This window comes from Absicoccus sp., from assembly GCF_034090965.1.
Lineage (GTDB): Bacteria > Bacillota_I > Bacilli_A > Erysipelotrichales > Erysipelotrichaceae > Absicoccus > Absicoccus intestinalis.
Genome location: NZ_JAXDRQ010000044.1, coordinates 1 through 16,999, shown reverse-complemented (window position 1 = coordinate 16,999; position 16,999 = coordinate 1). Strand labels below are relative to the sequence as shown.

15 protein-coding genes and 1 other annotated feature are annotated in these 16,999 nt (G+C 41.9%); of the genes, 1 reads left to right on the top strand and 14 read right to left on the bottom strand.

Features of this window, described 5'->3' with window-relative positions; translation table 11 throughout:
- Positions 1-9 precede the first annotated feature (9 nt).
- The 10 genes from SOS22_RS05885 to SOS22_RS05840 form a co-directional block, all read right to left on the bottom strand.
- The gene (locus tag SOS22_RS05885) at positions 10-1,218 is read right to left on the bottom strand and encodes an iron-containing alcohol dehydrogenase (RefSeq protein WP_320596620.1); all 1,209 of its coding nucleotides are present in this window, start codon (positions 1,216-1,218) and stop codon (positions 10-12) included.
- Positions 1,205-1,657 (bottom strand): MarR family transcriptional regulator, encoded by a 453-nt coding sequence (locus SOS22_RS05880; RefSeq protein WP_320596619.1) that lies wholly within the window; start codon positions 1,655-1,657, stop codon positions 1,205-1,207. The genes SOS22_RS05885 and SOS22_RS05880 overlap by 14 nt, the downstream gene beginning before the upstream one ends.
- Before the next feature lie 189 nt (positions 1,658-1,846).
- The gene (argF, locus tag SOS22_RS05875; RefSeq protein ID WP_320596618.1) at positions 1,847-2,758 is read right to left on the bottom strand and encodes an ornithine carbamoyltransferase; all 912 of its coding nucleotides are present in this window, start codon (positions 2,756-2,758) and stop codon (positions 1,847-1,849) included.
- Complete coding sequence (locus SOS22_RS05870) at positions 2,759-3,928, bottom strand: aspartate aminotransferase family protein (RefSeq protein WP_320324754.1); 1,170 nt, start codon at positions 3,926-3,928, stop codon at positions 2,759-2,761. It lies immediately after the preceding gene.
- The gene (argB, locus tag SOS22_RS05865; protein WP_320324755.1) at positions 3,918-4,784 is read right to left on the bottom strand and encodes an acetylglutamate kinase; all 867 of its coding nucleotides are present in this window, start codon (positions 4,782-4,784) and stop codon (positions 3,918-3,920) included. The genes SOS22_RS05870 and argB overlap by 11 nt, the downstream gene beginning before the upstream one ends.
- Entirely contained in the window at positions 4,781-5,989 is a 1,209-nt protein-coding gene (gene argJ / locus SOS22_RS05860; protein WP_320596617.1) for a bifunctional glutamate N-acetyltransferase/amino-acid acetyltransferase ArgJ, read from the bottom strand. The genes argB and argJ overlap by 4 nt, the downstream gene beginning before the upstream one ends.
- 12 nt (positions 5,990-6,001) lie before the next feature.
- On the bottom strand, positions 6,002-7,042 hold the full coding sequence (argC, locus tag SOS22_RS05855; protein ID WP_320596616.1) for an N-acetyl-gamma-glutamyl-phosphate reductase: 1,041 nt from the start codon (positions 7,040-7,042) through the stop codon (positions 6,002-6,004).
- Complete coding sequence (argH, locus tag SOS22_RS05850; protein ID WP_320324758.1) at positions 7,035-8,411, bottom strand: argininosuccinate lyase; 1,377 nt, start codon at positions 8,409-8,411, stop codon at positions 7,035-7,037. The genes argC and argH overlap by 8 nt, the downstream gene beginning before the upstream one ends.
- A gap of 19 nt (positions 8,412-8,430) precedes the next feature.
- Positions 8,431-9,648: an argininosuccinate synthase gene (locus SOS22_RS05845; RefSeq protein ID WP_320324759.1), complete on the bottom strand. Its 1,218-nt coding sequence runs from the start codon at positions 9,646-9,648 to the stop codon at positions 8,431-8,433.
- A gap of 61 nt (positions 9,649-9,709) precedes the next feature.
- Positions 9,710-9,913, bottom strand: a binding site (T-box leader).
- A gap of 77 nt (positions 9,914-9,990) precedes the next feature.
- On the bottom strand, positions 9,991-11,424 hold the full coding sequence (locus tag SOS22_RS05840) for a hypothetical protein (protein ID WP_320596615.1): 1,434 nt from the start codon (positions 11,422-11,424) through the stop codon (positions 9,991-9,993).
- 115 nt (positions 11,425-11,539) lie between these two features.
- Here SOS22_RS05840 and SOS22_RS05835 point away from each other — a divergent pair, with 115 nt between their 5' ends.
- Positions 11,540-12,115, top strand: a complete 576-nt coding sequence (locus tag SOS22_RS05835) for a hypothetical protein (protein ID WP_320324761.1) — start codon at positions 11,540-11,542, stop codon at positions 12,113-12,115.
- Positions 12,116-12,633: 518 nt separating this feature from the next.
- Here SOS22_RS05835 and SOS22_RS05830 read toward each other — a convergent pair.
- The 4 genes from SOS22_RS05830 to SOS22_RS05815 form a co-directional block, all read right to left on the bottom strand.
- Positions 12,634-13,509, bottom strand: a complete 876-nt coding sequence (locus tag SOS22_RS05830; RefSeq protein WP_320324762.1) for a 3-hydroxyacyl-CoA dehydrogenase family protein — start codon at positions 13,507-13,509, stop codon at positions 12,634-12,636.
- Entirely contained in the window at positions 13,509-14,537 is a 1,029-nt protein-coding gene (locus tag SOS22_RS05825; RefSeq protein ID WP_320324763.1) for a 3-deoxy-7-phosphoheptulonate synthase, read from the bottom strand. The genes SOS22_RS05830 and SOS22_RS05825 overlap by 1 nt, the downstream gene beginning before the upstream one ends.
- 414 nt (positions 14,538-14,951) lie before the next feature.
- Positions 14,952-15,479, bottom strand: a complete 528-nt coding sequence (locus tag SOS22_RS05820; protein WP_320596614.1) for an RloB family protein — start codon at positions 15,477-15,479, stop codon at positions 14,952-14,954.
- On the bottom strand, positions 15,463-16,737 hold the full coding sequence (locus SOS22_RS05815) for an ATP-binding protein (protein WP_320596613.1): 1,275 nt from the start codon (positions 16,735-16,737) through the stop codon (positions 15,463-15,465). Before SOS22_RS05815 ends, SOS22_RS05820 begins: the two co-directional genes overlap by 17 nt.
- Positions 16,738-16,999 lie beyond the last annotated feature (262 nt).

Below are 16,999 nucleotides of genomic sequence, written 5' to 3'. Positions count from 1 at the left end.
ACTCACTTTCTATTCTTCCTTAATAGTATCTAAATTTCTTTTTTTGTCCATAGCCTGCTCATAAATCCGCTCTAACTCGTTCTGGTCCCATAAGACCGGAACGGGATATAAAGGATTGGCTTCTTGATCGGCATACCGAGCCATCTGAGGGATATCCTGCTTTTGAATTTGGGGAATGGTCAAAGGAATATCCATGGCTTGATCCAATTGCCGGATGGATTCGATCATTTTCTGGGCCGCCTTTTCATCGGGCATCGACGCATCGGCTAAACCAATTTCCGTTGCGATATCATGCAGTTTTTTATCGATCGTGTGCCCATAGGCTTGTAAAACGATGGGCAACAAGGTCGCATTGGTTTGGCCATGGGGCAAATTATATTGTCCACCCAAAGAATGCGCAATCGCATGCACATAACCGACATACGACTTGGAAAAGGCATCGCCCGCTAAATACGATGCTTGTAACATATTCTTACGGGCTTTTCGGTTGGTTCCATCTCGATACGCGACCAAAATATTTTCATAGATCAAGCGAATGGCTGTCAATGCTTCTTGACGAGTCTGTTTCGTCATCGATCGACCTATATAGGCTTCCATGGCATGGGTCAAAGCATCCATTCCCGTCGATGCCGTTAAATGCGGTGGCAAAGAAAGGGTTAATACCGGATCCAAGATAGCCACATCGGGAATCAAGACAAAATCATTGATCGCATATTTATGATGTGTCTGACTATCGGTCACGACAGCGGCAAGCGTCGTTTCACTGCCCGTTCCAGCAGTGGTCGGAATCAAGATCAACAAAGGGGTTTTCTTGCGCACTTTTAAGACCCCGGCCATTTGCGCAATGGTTTTTTGTGGTTGGGCAATTTGCGCGGCCACAGCTTTGGCACAATCCAAGGAAGAACCTCCACCAAAGCCAATGATATGATCACAGTGTTCCTGTTGATACATCTGATAGGCCTGGCCAATCTGATCGGTTGTGGGATTGGCTTTGACCCCATCAAAGATCGATACGCTTTCATATTGTTGTATGAGTTCTTGCATGCCTTCACTTTGAACCGTATGCGATCCAGTCACGATCAATGGATGATTTTTTTTGACCTGATGGATGTCCTGGATATGATGTAAGATTTGAGGATTGCGATACGGCAAAAGAGGCAAAAGAAGCCGCATGCTCTTTTGGAACATACGGCACCACAATCGTCTAGGCCATCTCATTCTTTGTTTCTCCCACAAATGTAGCTAGATGATCATACATACTTTTCAGATAAGCATTGAATGCGTCTGGATTTTCCATGTCTTCTCCTGCTAGATCCATTGCCAATTGAATTTTTGTGTAGAATTGTTCGGCAACAAGCATACCATCATCAGTTAAATTATATTTGAGACGATATACTTTTTGATCACTCTGTTCACGAGTAATCATACCTTTATTCATCAATTCTTTCAATCCTCGCGATACGGCGGCTTTATCGACATGACATAAATTGGTTAATTCTTTGGATGTTAAGCCTTCCGGTTGATGATAGTACAACGCAAACAAAAAAATCGCATCTGACCCATGCAGACCATACTTTTTCATTTCATCGTTCTTTATTTTTTGAATCAAGAAATGAATTTGACTGATCATGACCGCGAATGATTCAAATCCCTCCATACAACTGCTCCCTCTTTTGTATATTATTATACCAATTTTAACCTATCACGCAAAGTTAACTTAACTATTTATTAAATTAAATAAATAATTGATAAATATCGATAAATTTCGTAAAAGATCTCGGGATATATTTTCATTCTTTTATGTATTTAAAAAGGAATAAAAAAAACTAGAAGTTATTTCCAACTTCTAGTCCTGCATCAATCGAACCATGACGGCTTTTTGCGCATGCAGACGATTTTCCGCCTCATCAAAGATCTCATTGGCATGGGCTTCAAATACCGCTTCGGTAATTTCTTCCCCACGATGGGCTGGCAAACAATGCAACACCATACAATCGTCTTTCGCTTGGGCCATCAATTGTGCATTGACCTGATACACGCCTTCAAAGACAGCTCTTCTTTGAGCGGCCTGGCCTTCTTCACCCATGGAAGCCCAAACATCGGTCAAGATGACATCCGCGTCCTTGGCTGCTTCCATTGGATCTTGCGTCAATTCAAATTTATCACCATAGTTTTTCGCAAAGGCCAAACATTTTTCATCGGGTAAATAGCCTTCAGGACAAGCACACGCAAAGGACATGCCCGTCTTTAAGGCACCCACCATCAAGGAATTACACATATTGTTGCCATCGCCAATAAAGGTCATCTTCAATCCTTCGAGTTTTCCTTTGTATTCACGAATGGTTTGTAGATCGGCCAACACTTGACATGGATGGGCAAAATCCGTTAAGCCATTGATGATGGGAATATCGCCATATTCGGCTAAGGCTTCAACTTCCGCTTGTTCATACGTACGGATCATGATGCCATCCAAATACCGCGATAAGACACGGGCGGTATCTTGAATGGGTTCGCCCCGACCAATCTGCATGGTCGATGCATCCAAGAATAAGGGATAGGCACCCAGTTGTACGGCTCCGACTTCAAAGGAGACCCGCGTCCGTGTAGAATTCTTTTCAAAGATCAAACCAATGGTCTTATTTTTCAAATAGGGTTTATAAATGCCTTGTTTCACTTCGGCTTTCACAATATCGGCCAAATTCAAGATATCCTGAATATCTTGTTCCGATGTTTCCAATAAAGATAGTAAATGTTTCATCTACATGTCCTCCAAAATCTTTTCTAATAAATCCATCGCGATATCAATTTCACTTCTTGAAATCGTTAAAGGTGGCAATAAACGAATCTTATTTTTGGCCGTTAAAAACAAGACGCCTTCTTCTCTGGCTTTGGTCACCACATCCTGGACTTGGATGCCATCGGCCAATTCCACCCCAACCATCAAGCCAAGGCCGGTTACGGATTTCACTTTGTCCATGGCTTCCAAACGTGCTTTCAAATGTTTTCCTTTGCATTTGACATTTTGTAGGAAAGTTGGTGTGATTGTATCTAAGACGACATTGGCTGCCGCACTCGCTAAAGGATTGCCCGCAAACGTGGATCCATGCTCGCCATAATGCAAGGTATCTTCCACTTTATCTCCTAATAAGACACCACCCATTGGAATGCCACCGGCAATGCCTTTGGCAAAAGAAACAATATCCGGATGAATGCCAAATTGTTCATACGCAAAGAAGGTACCGGTACGACCGATGCCGGTTTGTACTTCATCAATGATCAACAAGATATCTTTTTCATCACAAACTTTTTGTACTTCGGCAACAAAAGCTGGATCCAAATCATTGACACCGCCTTCGCCTTGGACCATTTCCATCATGATGGCTGCCGTACGATCATTCACTTTTTTATGTAAAGAATCGATGGAATTGGCTACGATATAATCAAATCCCAAAGGGAAGGGATCAAAATGTTGATGGAATACATCTTGTCCAGTCGCCATCAAGGTTTCCATCGTTCGACCATGGAACGAATTGACCAAGGTCAAGATGGTATCTCGATCGCCATGATAGTGATCATTCGCATATTTATGGGCTACTTTGATGGCCCCTTCATTGGCTTCGGCGCCTGAATTTTGGAAGAACACCTTTTTCATATGGGTGCGCTTCACCAATTTGGGGGCCAGTTCCAATAAGGGTTCATTATAAAACAAATTGGAAATATGGATCAGTTTTTCTGCTTGTTTCTCAATGGCATGGATCAATGGTTCATAGCCATATCCCAACGAGTTGACGCCGATTCCGGCTGTCAGATCCAAATACGCTTTTCCCGTATCATCAAAAACATAACTGCCTTTTCCCGATGTGATCAACAAGGGGAATCTTTTATATGTATGGGCTACATATGTATCATCAATTTCTTTATAGTTCATAACCTTCACCTACTATCATAGTACCAATTCCTTCATCACTGAGCATTTCGATCAAACAAGCATGGGGGACACGACCATCAATGATCACGGTCTTTTTGACCCCTTGTCGCACACAGTCGGCACAACAATTGACTTTGGGAATCATACCGCCAGAAATAATTCCGGCTTCTTCTAACGCGTCGATTTCTTGTACTGGAATTTTACGAATCAAGGAATGCGGATCGTTTTGATCTTTCAAGACACCCGGTACATTGGAAACAAAGATCATATTTTCAGCTCCCAATGCACCGGCAATGGCACTGGCTGCCATGTCGGCATTCACATTATAGACATTGCCATGTGCATCACAACCAACCGATGCGATCACTGGAATATAGCCATCATCGATCAATTTAAAGATCAATTCCGGATCGATCTCATCAATCTGGCCGACACATCCCAATGCAGGATCTTTTTGACTGGCTTTGATGATATGACCATCCATACCCGTGATGCCCACCGCTTTGGCATGTAACATCGAGATCATGTTGACTAAATTTTTATTGGTCTTGCCCGCTAGGACCATTTGGACAACATTCATGGTTTCAGGATCGGTCACGCGTAAGCCATTCACAAAATGCGATTCGATATGCATTTGTTTCAGGGTGGCATTGATATCGGGTCCCCCACCATGAACTAAGACCAATTTGACGCCGACTTGGGTCAGCAAGACCACATCTTGCATGACATTTTGTTTCAATTGTTCATTTTCCATCGCATTGCCGCCATATTTGATGACCACGATCTTGTGATCGTATTTTTGAATATACGGCAAAGCTTGGGATAGAATGGTTGCTTTTTCAATGGCACTGCTCATGATCGATATTCTCCATTGATCTTCACATATTCATAGGTCATATCACAACCCCAAGCTGTGGCAGCGTAGGAACCATCGTGTAGATTGACCAAAATATCAATTTCATCTTCTTTTAAGATTTGCAGGGCTTTGTCTTCATCAAAGGCAATACCATGGCCATCGACACATACTTTGATGGAACCGGCTTTGGATGCCAGATCCACTTCGACTTTATGAATGTCATAGTTGGCATCGGCATAGCCAATGGCACATAAGATCCTTCCCCAATTGGCATCGTTGCCAAACATGGCACATTTTAATAAAGTGGATTCGACGATGGATTTTGCCACCACTTTGGCATCTGTTTTCGTTTGAGCATGGCTGACTTTGGCACTTAAAAGTTTCGATGCCCCTTCTCCATCTTTCGCTAACATCTTGGAAAGATGTTCACAAACCGTATAGAGCGCGGCTTTAAATATTTCATAGTTCTTATCTTTTTGCGTAATTTCAGGATTGTTGGCCAAACCATTACACAAGATCCCAAAGGTATCATTGGTCGATGTATCTCCATCAATACTGATCATATTGTAGGTATCATCGGCCACTTCTTTTAGTGCGGCTTGCAGACAATCCGCAGAAATCGCCACATCACTGGTCACAAAGCTGAGCATCGTCGCCATATTTGGCGCAATCATGCCCGATCCTTTGGCCATTCCACCCAGGGTACAGGTGATGCCATCGATTTCAAAGGTGGTGGCATATTCCTTGGTGATGGTATCGGTTGTCAAGATGGCTTTGGCGGCTTCTTGTTCTTTTTCATCACTCAGATTGGAACATAATGTCGGCATCGCTTCTAAGATAAGATCCAAAGGCATGGGTTGACCAATGACGCCTGTGGAAGCAATAAGGATATCCGCTGGTTGCAGTCCTAATTCTTTGGCTGCTGCCGCTGACATTTTTTCCGCTACTTCGATGCCATCGGCATTGCATGTATTGGCATTGCCGCTATTGACCAAGATGGCTTGGGCTTGGCCATCGGCAATGTGTTCTTTGGTTACATAAATGGGTGCGCCTTTGACGGCATTTGTGGTATAGATGGCTGCAGCATGAGCCGGTACTTTCGAATAAACGATGGCTAGATCGTTTTTGGTTTGATTGGGACGAATCCCGCAATGTAAGCCATTGGCCACAAATCCTTGGGCAGCACATACGCCTTGTTTCTTCATTTCCATCCCTCCCTAAAATGAAGGAGCTATGGTTGTTAAACCATGCATTCGCTCAAAATCGTACATGATATTCATATTCTGAATAGCTTGACCGGCGGCGCCTTTGATCATGTTGTCAATGCAAGAGACAACGATCAAGGTGTGGGTATGGCTATCCATATGCAAGGAAATATCACAATAATTCGAATAGGTCACAAACTTTAAGTCGGCGACTTTGCCTAGATCCAAAACGCGTACGAATGGATCGTTCTGATAGGCTTCTTGGTACGTTTGATGGATCGTTTCCAGATCGACATCGGTTTTCAGTGGCAAATAGATCGTCGAAACGATGCCACGATTGATGGGCAGTAAATGCGGTACAAAGGTGACTTTGACCGGTTTTTTGGCCATTTCAGAAAGCATCATTTCAATTTCTGGAGTATGACGATGACAACCGACTTTATAGGGCGCAAACGCTTCGTTGGTTCGTGGAAAATGGGTATTTTCCGTTAATTTCTTGCCCGCGCCTGTTGTTCCGGATTTGGAATCCAAAATGATATGATCGGTATCGACCCAGCCAGCAACAATGGCTGGATAACACCCCAATTCAATTGATGTTGGATAACAGCCCGGATTGCCAATGATCTTGGCTTCTTTGATTTGATCATGATGTAGCTCACTTTGTCCATATACGCTTAGGGTATGGAGTTGTGGATCGCCAAACGGCTTGCCGTACCATTTTTCATATTCGGTACTGGAAGCCAATCGGAAATCGGCACCAAGATCAATGATCTTCTTGCCTTGTTCGATACAAGCTTTGGCAATGGGTTCGCTCAAGCCGGATGGTAAGGCCACAAAGATCAAGTCACTTTTTTCAATCACTTGTTCTTGTTCGATAAAGACCAGATCGGTACAGTTTTGAAAACCTGGATATAAGGCACTAATGGGTTGTCCCGTATATTGATGGGAACTAATGGCGCAAACTTCGACATCGGGATGGTTCAACAATAAACGAACCAGTTCGGCACCACCATATCCACTGGCACCAATAATACCGACTTGTAACTTATTCATAGGCTTTCAACTCCTTTTCTACGATAGAAATATGTTTCTCTACCATGTCTGGACTCGGGCCGCCAATCCCATTTCGATTTTTGACACAGGTCTTTAAAGATACGGCTTCATAGACGTCTTCTTCAAATAATGGTGAGATCTGATGGTACTCGTCCATCGATAATGATTCTAGATCTTGATTGGTCGAAATACAATACTTGACAAGTTGACCGATGCAGCCATAAGCATCACGGAAGGCCATGCCTTTTTTGGTCAGGTAATCGGCACAATCGGTGGCATTGATAAATCCTTTTTGGGCTGCTTCTTTCATTTTTTGAGGATGTACGCTCCACGTATCGACCATTGGGATCATGGTCACCAAACAATCTTCCACCGTTTGGGCGGCATCCATAAAGGCTTCCTTATCTTCTTGTAAGTCTTTATTGTAGGCCAAGGGCAAGTTTTTCATCATGGCCAATAAGGTATTTAGATCGCCGTAGACCCGTCCGGTCTTGCCGCGTACCAATTCAGCAACGTCGGGATTTTTCTTTTGGGGCATGATCGAAGAGCCGGTCGCAAAGGCATCGGACAATTCGATGAATTGGAATTCCCAACTGCACCAAAGGATGATTTCTTCACAGAAACGAGAAAGATGCATCATGATCAGGGCAAAGGCATGGGTCATCTCAATCGCAAAATCACGGTCGCTGACACTGTCGATACTATTTAGGGTCGGGCTGCTAAAGCCTAACAATGCAGCCGTTTCATAGCGATCGATGGGATAGGTCGTGGTGGCCAAAGCTCCAGCTCCCAATGGACAGGTATTGGCTCTTTTCATGGCATCGTCCAAACGGGAAAGGTCGCGTTTGAACATTTCCACATAGGCCATCAAATGATGGGCGAAGGTGATGGGTTGTGCCCTTTGCAGGTGGGTATACCCAGGCATGATCGTATGGGTATGGGCTTTGGCTTGGTGCAATAGCGTCTGGATCATGGCGACAAGATCTTGTTGGATCGTCGCGCATGTATCCAAACTATATAGCTTAAAATCGGTGGCCACTTGATCATTTCGACTACGGGCGGTATGCACTTTTTTTCCAGCTGGTGTTCGCTTGGTCAATTCGGCTTCGATAAACATGTGAATATCTTCGGCATCGGGATCAATGGGTAAAGAACCATTGGCAATTTCCGTTTGAATTTGTTTTAAATTGGAAACGATGGCTTCTTGATCCTGTTTGTCGATGATGCCTTGATCGGCCAACATTGTCACATGGGCAATGGATCCTCGAATGTCTTGATTGACCATTTTTTGATCGATTTTGATCGATGCATTAAATGCTTGTAGCCGTTTGTCGGCTTGTTCTGAAAAACGTGCGCCCCATAGTGCCATAAATGATCCTCCCTATCTATTATTTATTCCATTTCTTTTCTTGTTGCGCTTTGACTTTGATTGGTAAGCCAAATAAATTGATGAATCCTTTGGAGTCGGATTGATCGTAGCTGTCATCTTCACCAAAACTTGCGATTTGTTCCGAATACAGACTGGTTGGTGAAGTCATGCCGGCTGGAATGATGTTGCCTTTATACAATTTCAATTTCACATCGCCATTGACATGTTCATTGGCTTTATCGACAAAGGCATCCAACGCTTCTTTTAATGGTGTGAACCATTGGCCATTGTAAACCAATTCCCCATATTTCACGGCAACATGTTGCATGAAGTGTTGGGTTTCTTTATCCATCGTAATGGTTTCCAATAAGGCATGGGCTTTATACAGGATGGTTCCGCCTGGGGTTTCATAAACACCACGACTTTTCATACCAACCAACCGGTTTTCAACCATGTCGATGATACCAATGCCGTTGGCTCCGCCCAATTGATTCAGTTTCAACAACAATTGTTGGGCGCTCATGGATTCTCCATTCAATTGAGTGGGAATGCCTTTTTCAAAATGCAAGGTGATATAAGTCGGTTGATCGGGTGCTTTTTCTGGGGTCACGCCCAATTCCAAGATTTTATCGTATTGGGGTTCATTGGCTGGATCTTCCAGATCTAAACCTTCGTGGCTTAAATGCCAGATGTTCTTATCTTTGGAGTAGTTGGTTTCTCTGTTGATCTTTAGCGGAATGTGATGACTTTCAGCATAGTCGATTTCTTCCTCTCTGGATTTTAATTCCCATTCTCTCCATGGAGCAATGATCGGCATATCCGGAGCAAAGGCTTTGATGCCTAATTCAAAACGTACTTGGTCATTACCTTTTCCAGTACAGCCATGACAAATGGCATCGGCTCCTTCTTTATGGGCAATGTCAACCAAGCCTTTGGCAATCAATGGCCGTGCCATGGCCGTTCCTAATAGGTAGACGCCTTCATATACGGCATCGGCTTTTAAGCAAGGATAGATATAATCTTCCACAAAGGCATCTTTTAGATCTAAGGCATAGAATTTCGAAGCACCTGTAGCAAGGGCTTTTTCTTCCAAACCGTCTAATTCGTCTTTTTGTCCGACATCTCCCGATACCGCGATGATTTCAGGATCATCGTAATTTTCTTTCAACCATTGAATCATGATGGATGTATCCAATCCGCCCGAATACGCTAATACGATCTTGTTAAATTTTTTCATGTTTTTGTCCTCTTTCTTTCTACGCTTACGCTAAGAAAAAAAGCGTCTTCGAATCCAAAGATCCAAAGACGCTATCAACGCGGTACCACTTTAGTTGCCTCCAACAAGGCCTCTTCTCCGTAACGTGGGTGAAACGTTCCAAGCTACTATTTTCACTTGGACTCTCATAGGTGCGTTTGGGCTTGCTTTCATTTAATGGCCTTCCACTCTGTGCCATCTCGCTAGAAAATCCTGTCAAGCTTACTCTCCTAGTCAGCGATTTGTTTTTATGGTCATAGAATAATCCTAATTTTCATTTCTGTCAACATTTTTTCAATTATTTTTTTCATTATTGAAAAGTTTTCATGATTTATGATTTTTATAATACGCTTCAAAGCTCGTGGTATCAATGGCGCTGGTGATCGCATTGTTTACCGACGATGTGGTTACGGTCGTAGAATATGTGCCTGTGACTGTGATCATTTTTGAACTATCCCCTTGCACAACGGTTTTATCATTGGCGACGATCGATACGGTCTTCCCCTTACTATCGATGATCTTTGCCCCTTTGGCCACCGATAAATTATTGACCGTTGTATCATCCGTAACGATCCATTTGGACGTTTTATCGATGGATACACTGACCGGATTGCCTGTCATGGTACCCGTATAGCTGGAATTCTTTAATAAATAGAAATGCAAGTTGCTGATATCATCCACTGAAATATTGCCTTTGAGCGTTTGTTTTTTGGCGGTCAAGGTTACATTTCCCCCGTTGGAACCGGATTGTCCCCAGTTATTCGAATCATTGCCCGCAACAGTCAACAGATTGGCTTTGGAAGTATCAAAATCCAGCTTGGTGTTCTTTAAATAAATGTTGGCCGTTGTGTTGGTGACATAAAACATGGCACCGGACTGGATATTGGATGTCAAGGTCGAATCCTTGACTTGGAAATGAGCCGTTTGCGCACTGGATGTGTCGGCATCACCGGATGTGGATTGGTAAAGGATGATACCATTGGCCATCGGATCACTGGCGGTCTTGGTGGTCATGGTCGAGTTCAATTCCGAATCTTGGATCAAGATCGTATTGTAGCCTTCCAAACCGGCAATCTGCGAATTGGTGGTGGTGCCACTCACTTCATCCACGACAATATATCCGGTGGAATAAATCAAAGGACTGCCGGAACCACTCGTAGATAGGGTGCTGTTGGAAACGGAGACGTTGCCACCGCCGCGATCGGTCGCAAGGGCGGCACTATGATTGCCTTGCGTGCTCACTTTCAACTTACGAGCAATGATGGTACCCTCATACGTGGCATCTAGGCCACGGGCATTGTCAGCGGTTGTCTGGATCGTATCGTTATAAGCAAAGATCGTTCCGGAATCGGTGGCAAATAAGGCATTGGATCCCTTACTGGTACTGGATAGTAAACTATTCCATACGTTGGCTTGGGAATTGGATCCAACACTTAAGACCATGGCATTGGTCCCATAAAAATTGCTCGTATCGTCATTGGTACTATCGCCAGATTTTTTTAGGGTGGCTTTTTGGATGGTCGATGTTTTTCCATTGTTTGCTAAAACGACATTTTCATCGGCAGTTTCGCTGGAAACGGTTTGATTCTTGGTATTTTTATTGGTCACTTGGGCACTTTGTGTACCAGAATAATCATAATTTTGGGTATCCGCTGTTTGTGATTCGGTTTCTTGAGCTTGTATGGGCATAGAGGCGGCACTCAAGGTCAAGCTAAGAGCAATAGCTAACATGGCACGACTGGCTGAATTGTGTGTCACAGGATAAACCTCCTTCATGTTGGTTTCATCATAGTGGGGTTACTTTAATTCAAACTAAACTATTGACAAAAAAAATAATTCGCCTATTATCCCATTCTATAGGGGGTCTATTTTTATGGAAACAACAAAACTTGTTTGTCGCCGTCTTTCTCAATTTATTGCGATTGGTATGTTGGTTGCTGCCATTGTGTTATTGGCAACCAATCCAACCATTTATGTTACCCAAACTTGGACCTTGGTGCATTGGTTTGGGCTTGCTTTATTGGCGATGATCTTATGTATGAAGGTGGCAGATTATTGTGCCGTTTTTCAACAACCACATAAAGCATTGGTTTGGATGATCGTGCAATTGATTGCCTTACCATTTTTGATTCAGATATTGATGAGCTATTTCCATTTGCCATTTATGGTGGCCAGTGCCGTGGGGGTATCGGCATTGAGTCCTGGAAATATTGCGGGCAATATCGTACGAAACTTATTGATGTCGGCCTGTATCTTATTGATCAGCTGGTATGTCATTCCCTCAAGCAATCAGGCAGTATCCACAGCATTTGAAATGTCCACCAGTACGGTTACGAAAGTCATCGTGATCATTGCGGGCATTGCCGTCTTATTGATAGCGCAATTCAAACAGCAAAAAGAAGAGGAACCGGATGTCTATGAAATTCGTGAGGTTCCAAAACAAAAATGAGGAAGTTACAAATGTGAAGAATGTCATGTATTTAAGCATATTGATTCATCAAATAGCGAGTAGATGACAAATAACGAATGCCCATACGAATGGATCCTTTCCATTTGCATGGGCGTTTTCATACGAATCCATGTGTTTAAGATATGACAAAAACCCTCCTGTCATTCAAAGATTATGGATTTATCCGTCAAGTGGTTTTACATGTCTTGCAAATGTTCTTCCTGGTTGTGGGTACATTGGCCCATGCCTCGAAACAAAACGAGGTCCTTACGTATGGTTTGGATTTATTGGCCATGGATAGAAGGCTTTGTTTGAAGAATTGTCGTATAAATCGGAGTAGAGAGATGGACCAATGGGTCTGTCTCTTTTTTAAATCCACAAAATCGTTCATTTTATTTTGGCTATTTTCCGCAAAATCGTTCATTTTTTCTGTAAGTTGGCAAAAGACCATCAATTTACGTATATTTCGAAAGACAATGAAAAACTCCTTTCCATCTTGGAAAGGAGCCATATACGATTTATTTCTTATATAAGGCATTGTATAATGCGGCTAATTTTTGGTCTCGTTCTTGTGTCTTCTTTTGATCCAAATCATCGGGATAATCATAGAAACCCGCTTTGGTCTTGATACCATAGCGACCTTTTTCATAATTTTCCGCTAAGATCTTTGGTACATCATGCGAATCACAAAGATCCGGGATCAAGTATTCACTGATGTGATAAAAGGTGTCTAGCCCACCAAAATCCAAAGTTTCCAAAGGGCCTAGACAAGCCCAGCGAAAGCCCAGTCCGTATTTCATCAAATCATCGGCGCCTTCTTTTGAAACGATACCGCGATCAACAAGATCTAAGACTTCGCGGACCACGGCCAATTGTACCCGATTGGCAGCAAAGCCTAAGACATCCTTATTGACCATGACTGGCTTTTTATCCAGGGATAATGCCACATCATAGATGGTTTGCGCAATCGTATCCGTTGTCTGATCACCTTTGATGATCTCAATCAACGGAATGATGGTTGGTGGATTGAACCAATGAAAGCCAATAAAACGTTCCGGATGGCTGATACCTTTACTTAAAGCATTGATGGATAGACCCGATGTATTGGTGGCTACAATGGTCGTATCCTGGATATGTTTGGATAGTTCTTGATAGAAGGCCAATTTGACATCCATGTCTTCTTTGACATTTTCAACGATCAGATCCATGGCATAGAGATCATCCCATGAAGTTGTATACACGATGGCATCGCGTACCGAGGGATCGATTTGTGTCTTCGCTTTTTCTAAAGTTGGCAGACGATGATTGTACAAAGTAACGGTATAGCCACTTTTCGCAAAGATCTCGGCCATGGAATGACCCATGGTGCCAGCACCACAAATGCCCACTTGCATTATAAGGCCTCCGCAATTTCGTAGATCAATTGCTCACTTTCATCCCAGCCAAGGCAAGCATCTGTGATGGATTTTCCATAGATGCCATCGCCAATATGTTGATTGCCTGGTACTAAATACGATTCGATCATCAAGCCTTTGACCATTTTATGAATGTCGGTGGAATATTTACGACTATTCAACACTTCGCGGGCAATGCGGATTTGTTGGCGATATTGTTTGCCAGAATTGGAATGGTTGCAGTCCACGATGCAGGCTGGATTTTCCAAATCCCGTTTGGCATACATATCGCATAAACGCATCAAATCTTCATAGTGATAGTTTGGAATGTTGTTGCCATGTTTATTATTGCCTCCACGCAAGATCGCATGCGTCAAAGGATTGCCTTTGGTCTTGACTTCCCAGCCACGATAAATAAATTCTTGTTCCGCTTGTGCGGCTTCAATGGAATTCAACATGACATTAAAATCGCCGCTGGTTGGATTTTTCATACCACAAGGGCCATCCACGCCCGAAGCTACCAAGCGGTGTTCCTGATTTTCCACACTACGGGCTCCCACGGCATTATACGATACGATATCACTCATATACCAATGATTGGATGGATACAACATTTCATCGGCAGTAATGAATCCCGTTTGTTCAATGACGTGCATATGCATCTTACGAATGGCAATCAAACCAGCCATCAAATCCGGTCCCTTTTCGGGATCTGGTTGATGCAACATGCCCTTATATCCTTTTCCGGTCGTACGTGGTTTATTGGTATAAACACGAGGGACGATAAAGATCTTATCTTTGACTTTATCTTGCACATCTTTCAATCGCGATACATAATCCAACAAAGCGGCTTCGTTGTCCGCCGAACAAGGCCCAATGATCAATACAAAACGATCATCTTTGCCACGAAAGATATTCGCTAATTCTTTATCTTTTTCTTCTTTGATAGCCCTCGCCTTTTCGGATAAAGGATAGGCCTCTTTTACTTCTTTTGGGATTGGTAAATGCTTAACAAATGTGAAACTCATATAGATTCCTCTTTCTATGTTTCGATTATAGACCAGTTTCGCAAGCTTTGCCAATAATTCCATGGTGTAAGCGTGCACAATATAAAGGAGATATGGGCTCCTTGTTTTTTCAACAAGAGATCATTTTGTAATAAGAATATACATTTCAATAAAAAGCAAACGTATGTTTTTCGTTTGCGTATGGCACGATAATGTAAAAAAAGATTGGAAGATGAACGGGGTCCAAAAATAAGGAAACAAAGAAAAAGCGCAGATTTCTCTGCATAAAAAATGTCTAACTTTTGGGGAGCACCTCATTCCTATATTCTCTTTTTATCTCTTTTTTCGACGATTTCATATACCAATTCATTGACGGTTGTACACGGCCACATTTCCGATGGAACTTTTTCCCACTTTTATCACATTGATGATATTTTATTTTTGCCTGTCTAATGCCAGTTCTTCATCTCCAAATTGGATGAGTTTATGATAAATTGTTTCATCCGATTTTTTATATTCCTGACCAGTCTTCTTTTTATATAACTCACTAAATTTTGTACAACATTCTTTTGAACGCATAATATTTGGTATGTTTCCAAAATACCCAAACATCCAAATCTCAAAGCAAGGATTTGACCATCCCACATGAATTCCCATCCGTTGCGCTTTATAAATAATTTGATCAAAATTAGGGACTAGGTCTCTATCAAAAATGATCCAAGGATTACAATATTGTGGAGTCAGCTGCCACTGTTCTAAACATTTGTCTAATAAGCTTTTTGTTTCCGTTTTAACAACTTTGATGACTAATTGATCTTTCAAATCATTGGGTAAACTATTACGCAATCCTCTAAAATAATTTTCTTCCGTAGCTTTGGTGTCTGTTACGACAAGATAATATCCCATTTCTAGACTACGATGTGAACGCCTCTTTCTTTTTCCCGTTCTATCCTTTTTTGCCATTTTTATCTCCTATCAACGAATCAATAGCCGATAACGATGGAATCGCTCCATATTTCCCTAAAAGATAATTTTTTTCATAGTTTTCATCTTTTCGTATATGCGATCCATCTGCATCTAAAAAATCTGCCAATGAATACAAGGAAGACAATCCATTACTATCCTTATTGGTAAACCAAACTTCATCCCTACGCAATAATTGATTTGATAATTGCCATGTATCGTGTGTGGTAAAAATCAGTTGTGCATGATTCACATTGATTTTTGGATTTGCAAAGGTCAAAATGAAATTTCGAACAAGAAGCGGATGTAATCGTGCATTTAATTCATCGACAAAAAGTACGCTTCCCTTCTCTAATACGGCGTGAAGTTTGGGATATAACGCAAACATTTTCAATGTTCCATCGGATTCATCCGATAAAGGAATCATGACAGAATCATCGGAATGGATTCTTTTATGCTTTGCTTCAATGATAAATTGTTCATCCTGTTCATCTTCTTCATTTGGAACTCTTGTTGCCTGAAAGCCTTTGATTTGATTATCAAAAGAAGAAAAGTATTTCAGAACATCCTTTTGGACCGATGGATCTTCTGTAAAACCTTTTGGTAATGTTCTAGACATAAAAAAATTTCTTGCGGGATCGCCAAAATCAGCAAGTTCATTCGATAAAAACCAATCACGTACAAGCTTGCATTTTTCTACTTTTAGCTTTGCACCCAACGAAACAACAAGCACTTGCTTTTCTAATGCCAATTCAATATTTTCTCTACTCTTCTTAGGAATACCCGAAAAATCATTTTCTTCTTCTCCCCGATAAAAAACTAATCTATATTCCTTTGAAGTTTTCGCTTTCGTATTTAGCCACTCTTCGACTACCCCGTTACTATCTAAAGAAAATCCATAATTATACGTTCGTCCGGACATATCATTTGGAAGAGTGAAAAAGACTTCAAAACTTGATTCGCTTTGTTCCGACTCTTCGTCAAATAAAAACGGTTTGGGTCGAACTTCTTCATAATTCACTTCATCATCACCATATTGAAAGGAGTATTTTACATAATTGGACATAAAAGCAAATGATTTATACACATTGGATTTACCACTCGCATTCGCTCCATAAATAGCAGCTACAGGAAGTATCTTTTCTTTGCCAATCGATACAACACTGCTACTAAACTCTGTGATCTTCTCCGCAGACAACGATAAGCTTGCCTCATCTCTAAAGGATCGATAGTTTTTAAAATTGAATTCAATTAGCATAGTATTTCTCCCTTTCCGTAGTTTGATGTCAATCACATTATATTCTTAATAAAGAATTATTTTCAATATTTAAATGTGAACTTTTCTCATTTAAGTATATATTTTATACAATAATCATTTGTATAAAAACCACTAATAAAAATTAGTGGTATTGAATGCCCTATAAGGGCCTGTTGTTGCGCAGGTCCTTCGACCATTGAAACCTCGCCAGTCGCAACCCCGTTACATGCTGCCTCTAAAAGAGGCGTGGTAAATCGCTTGC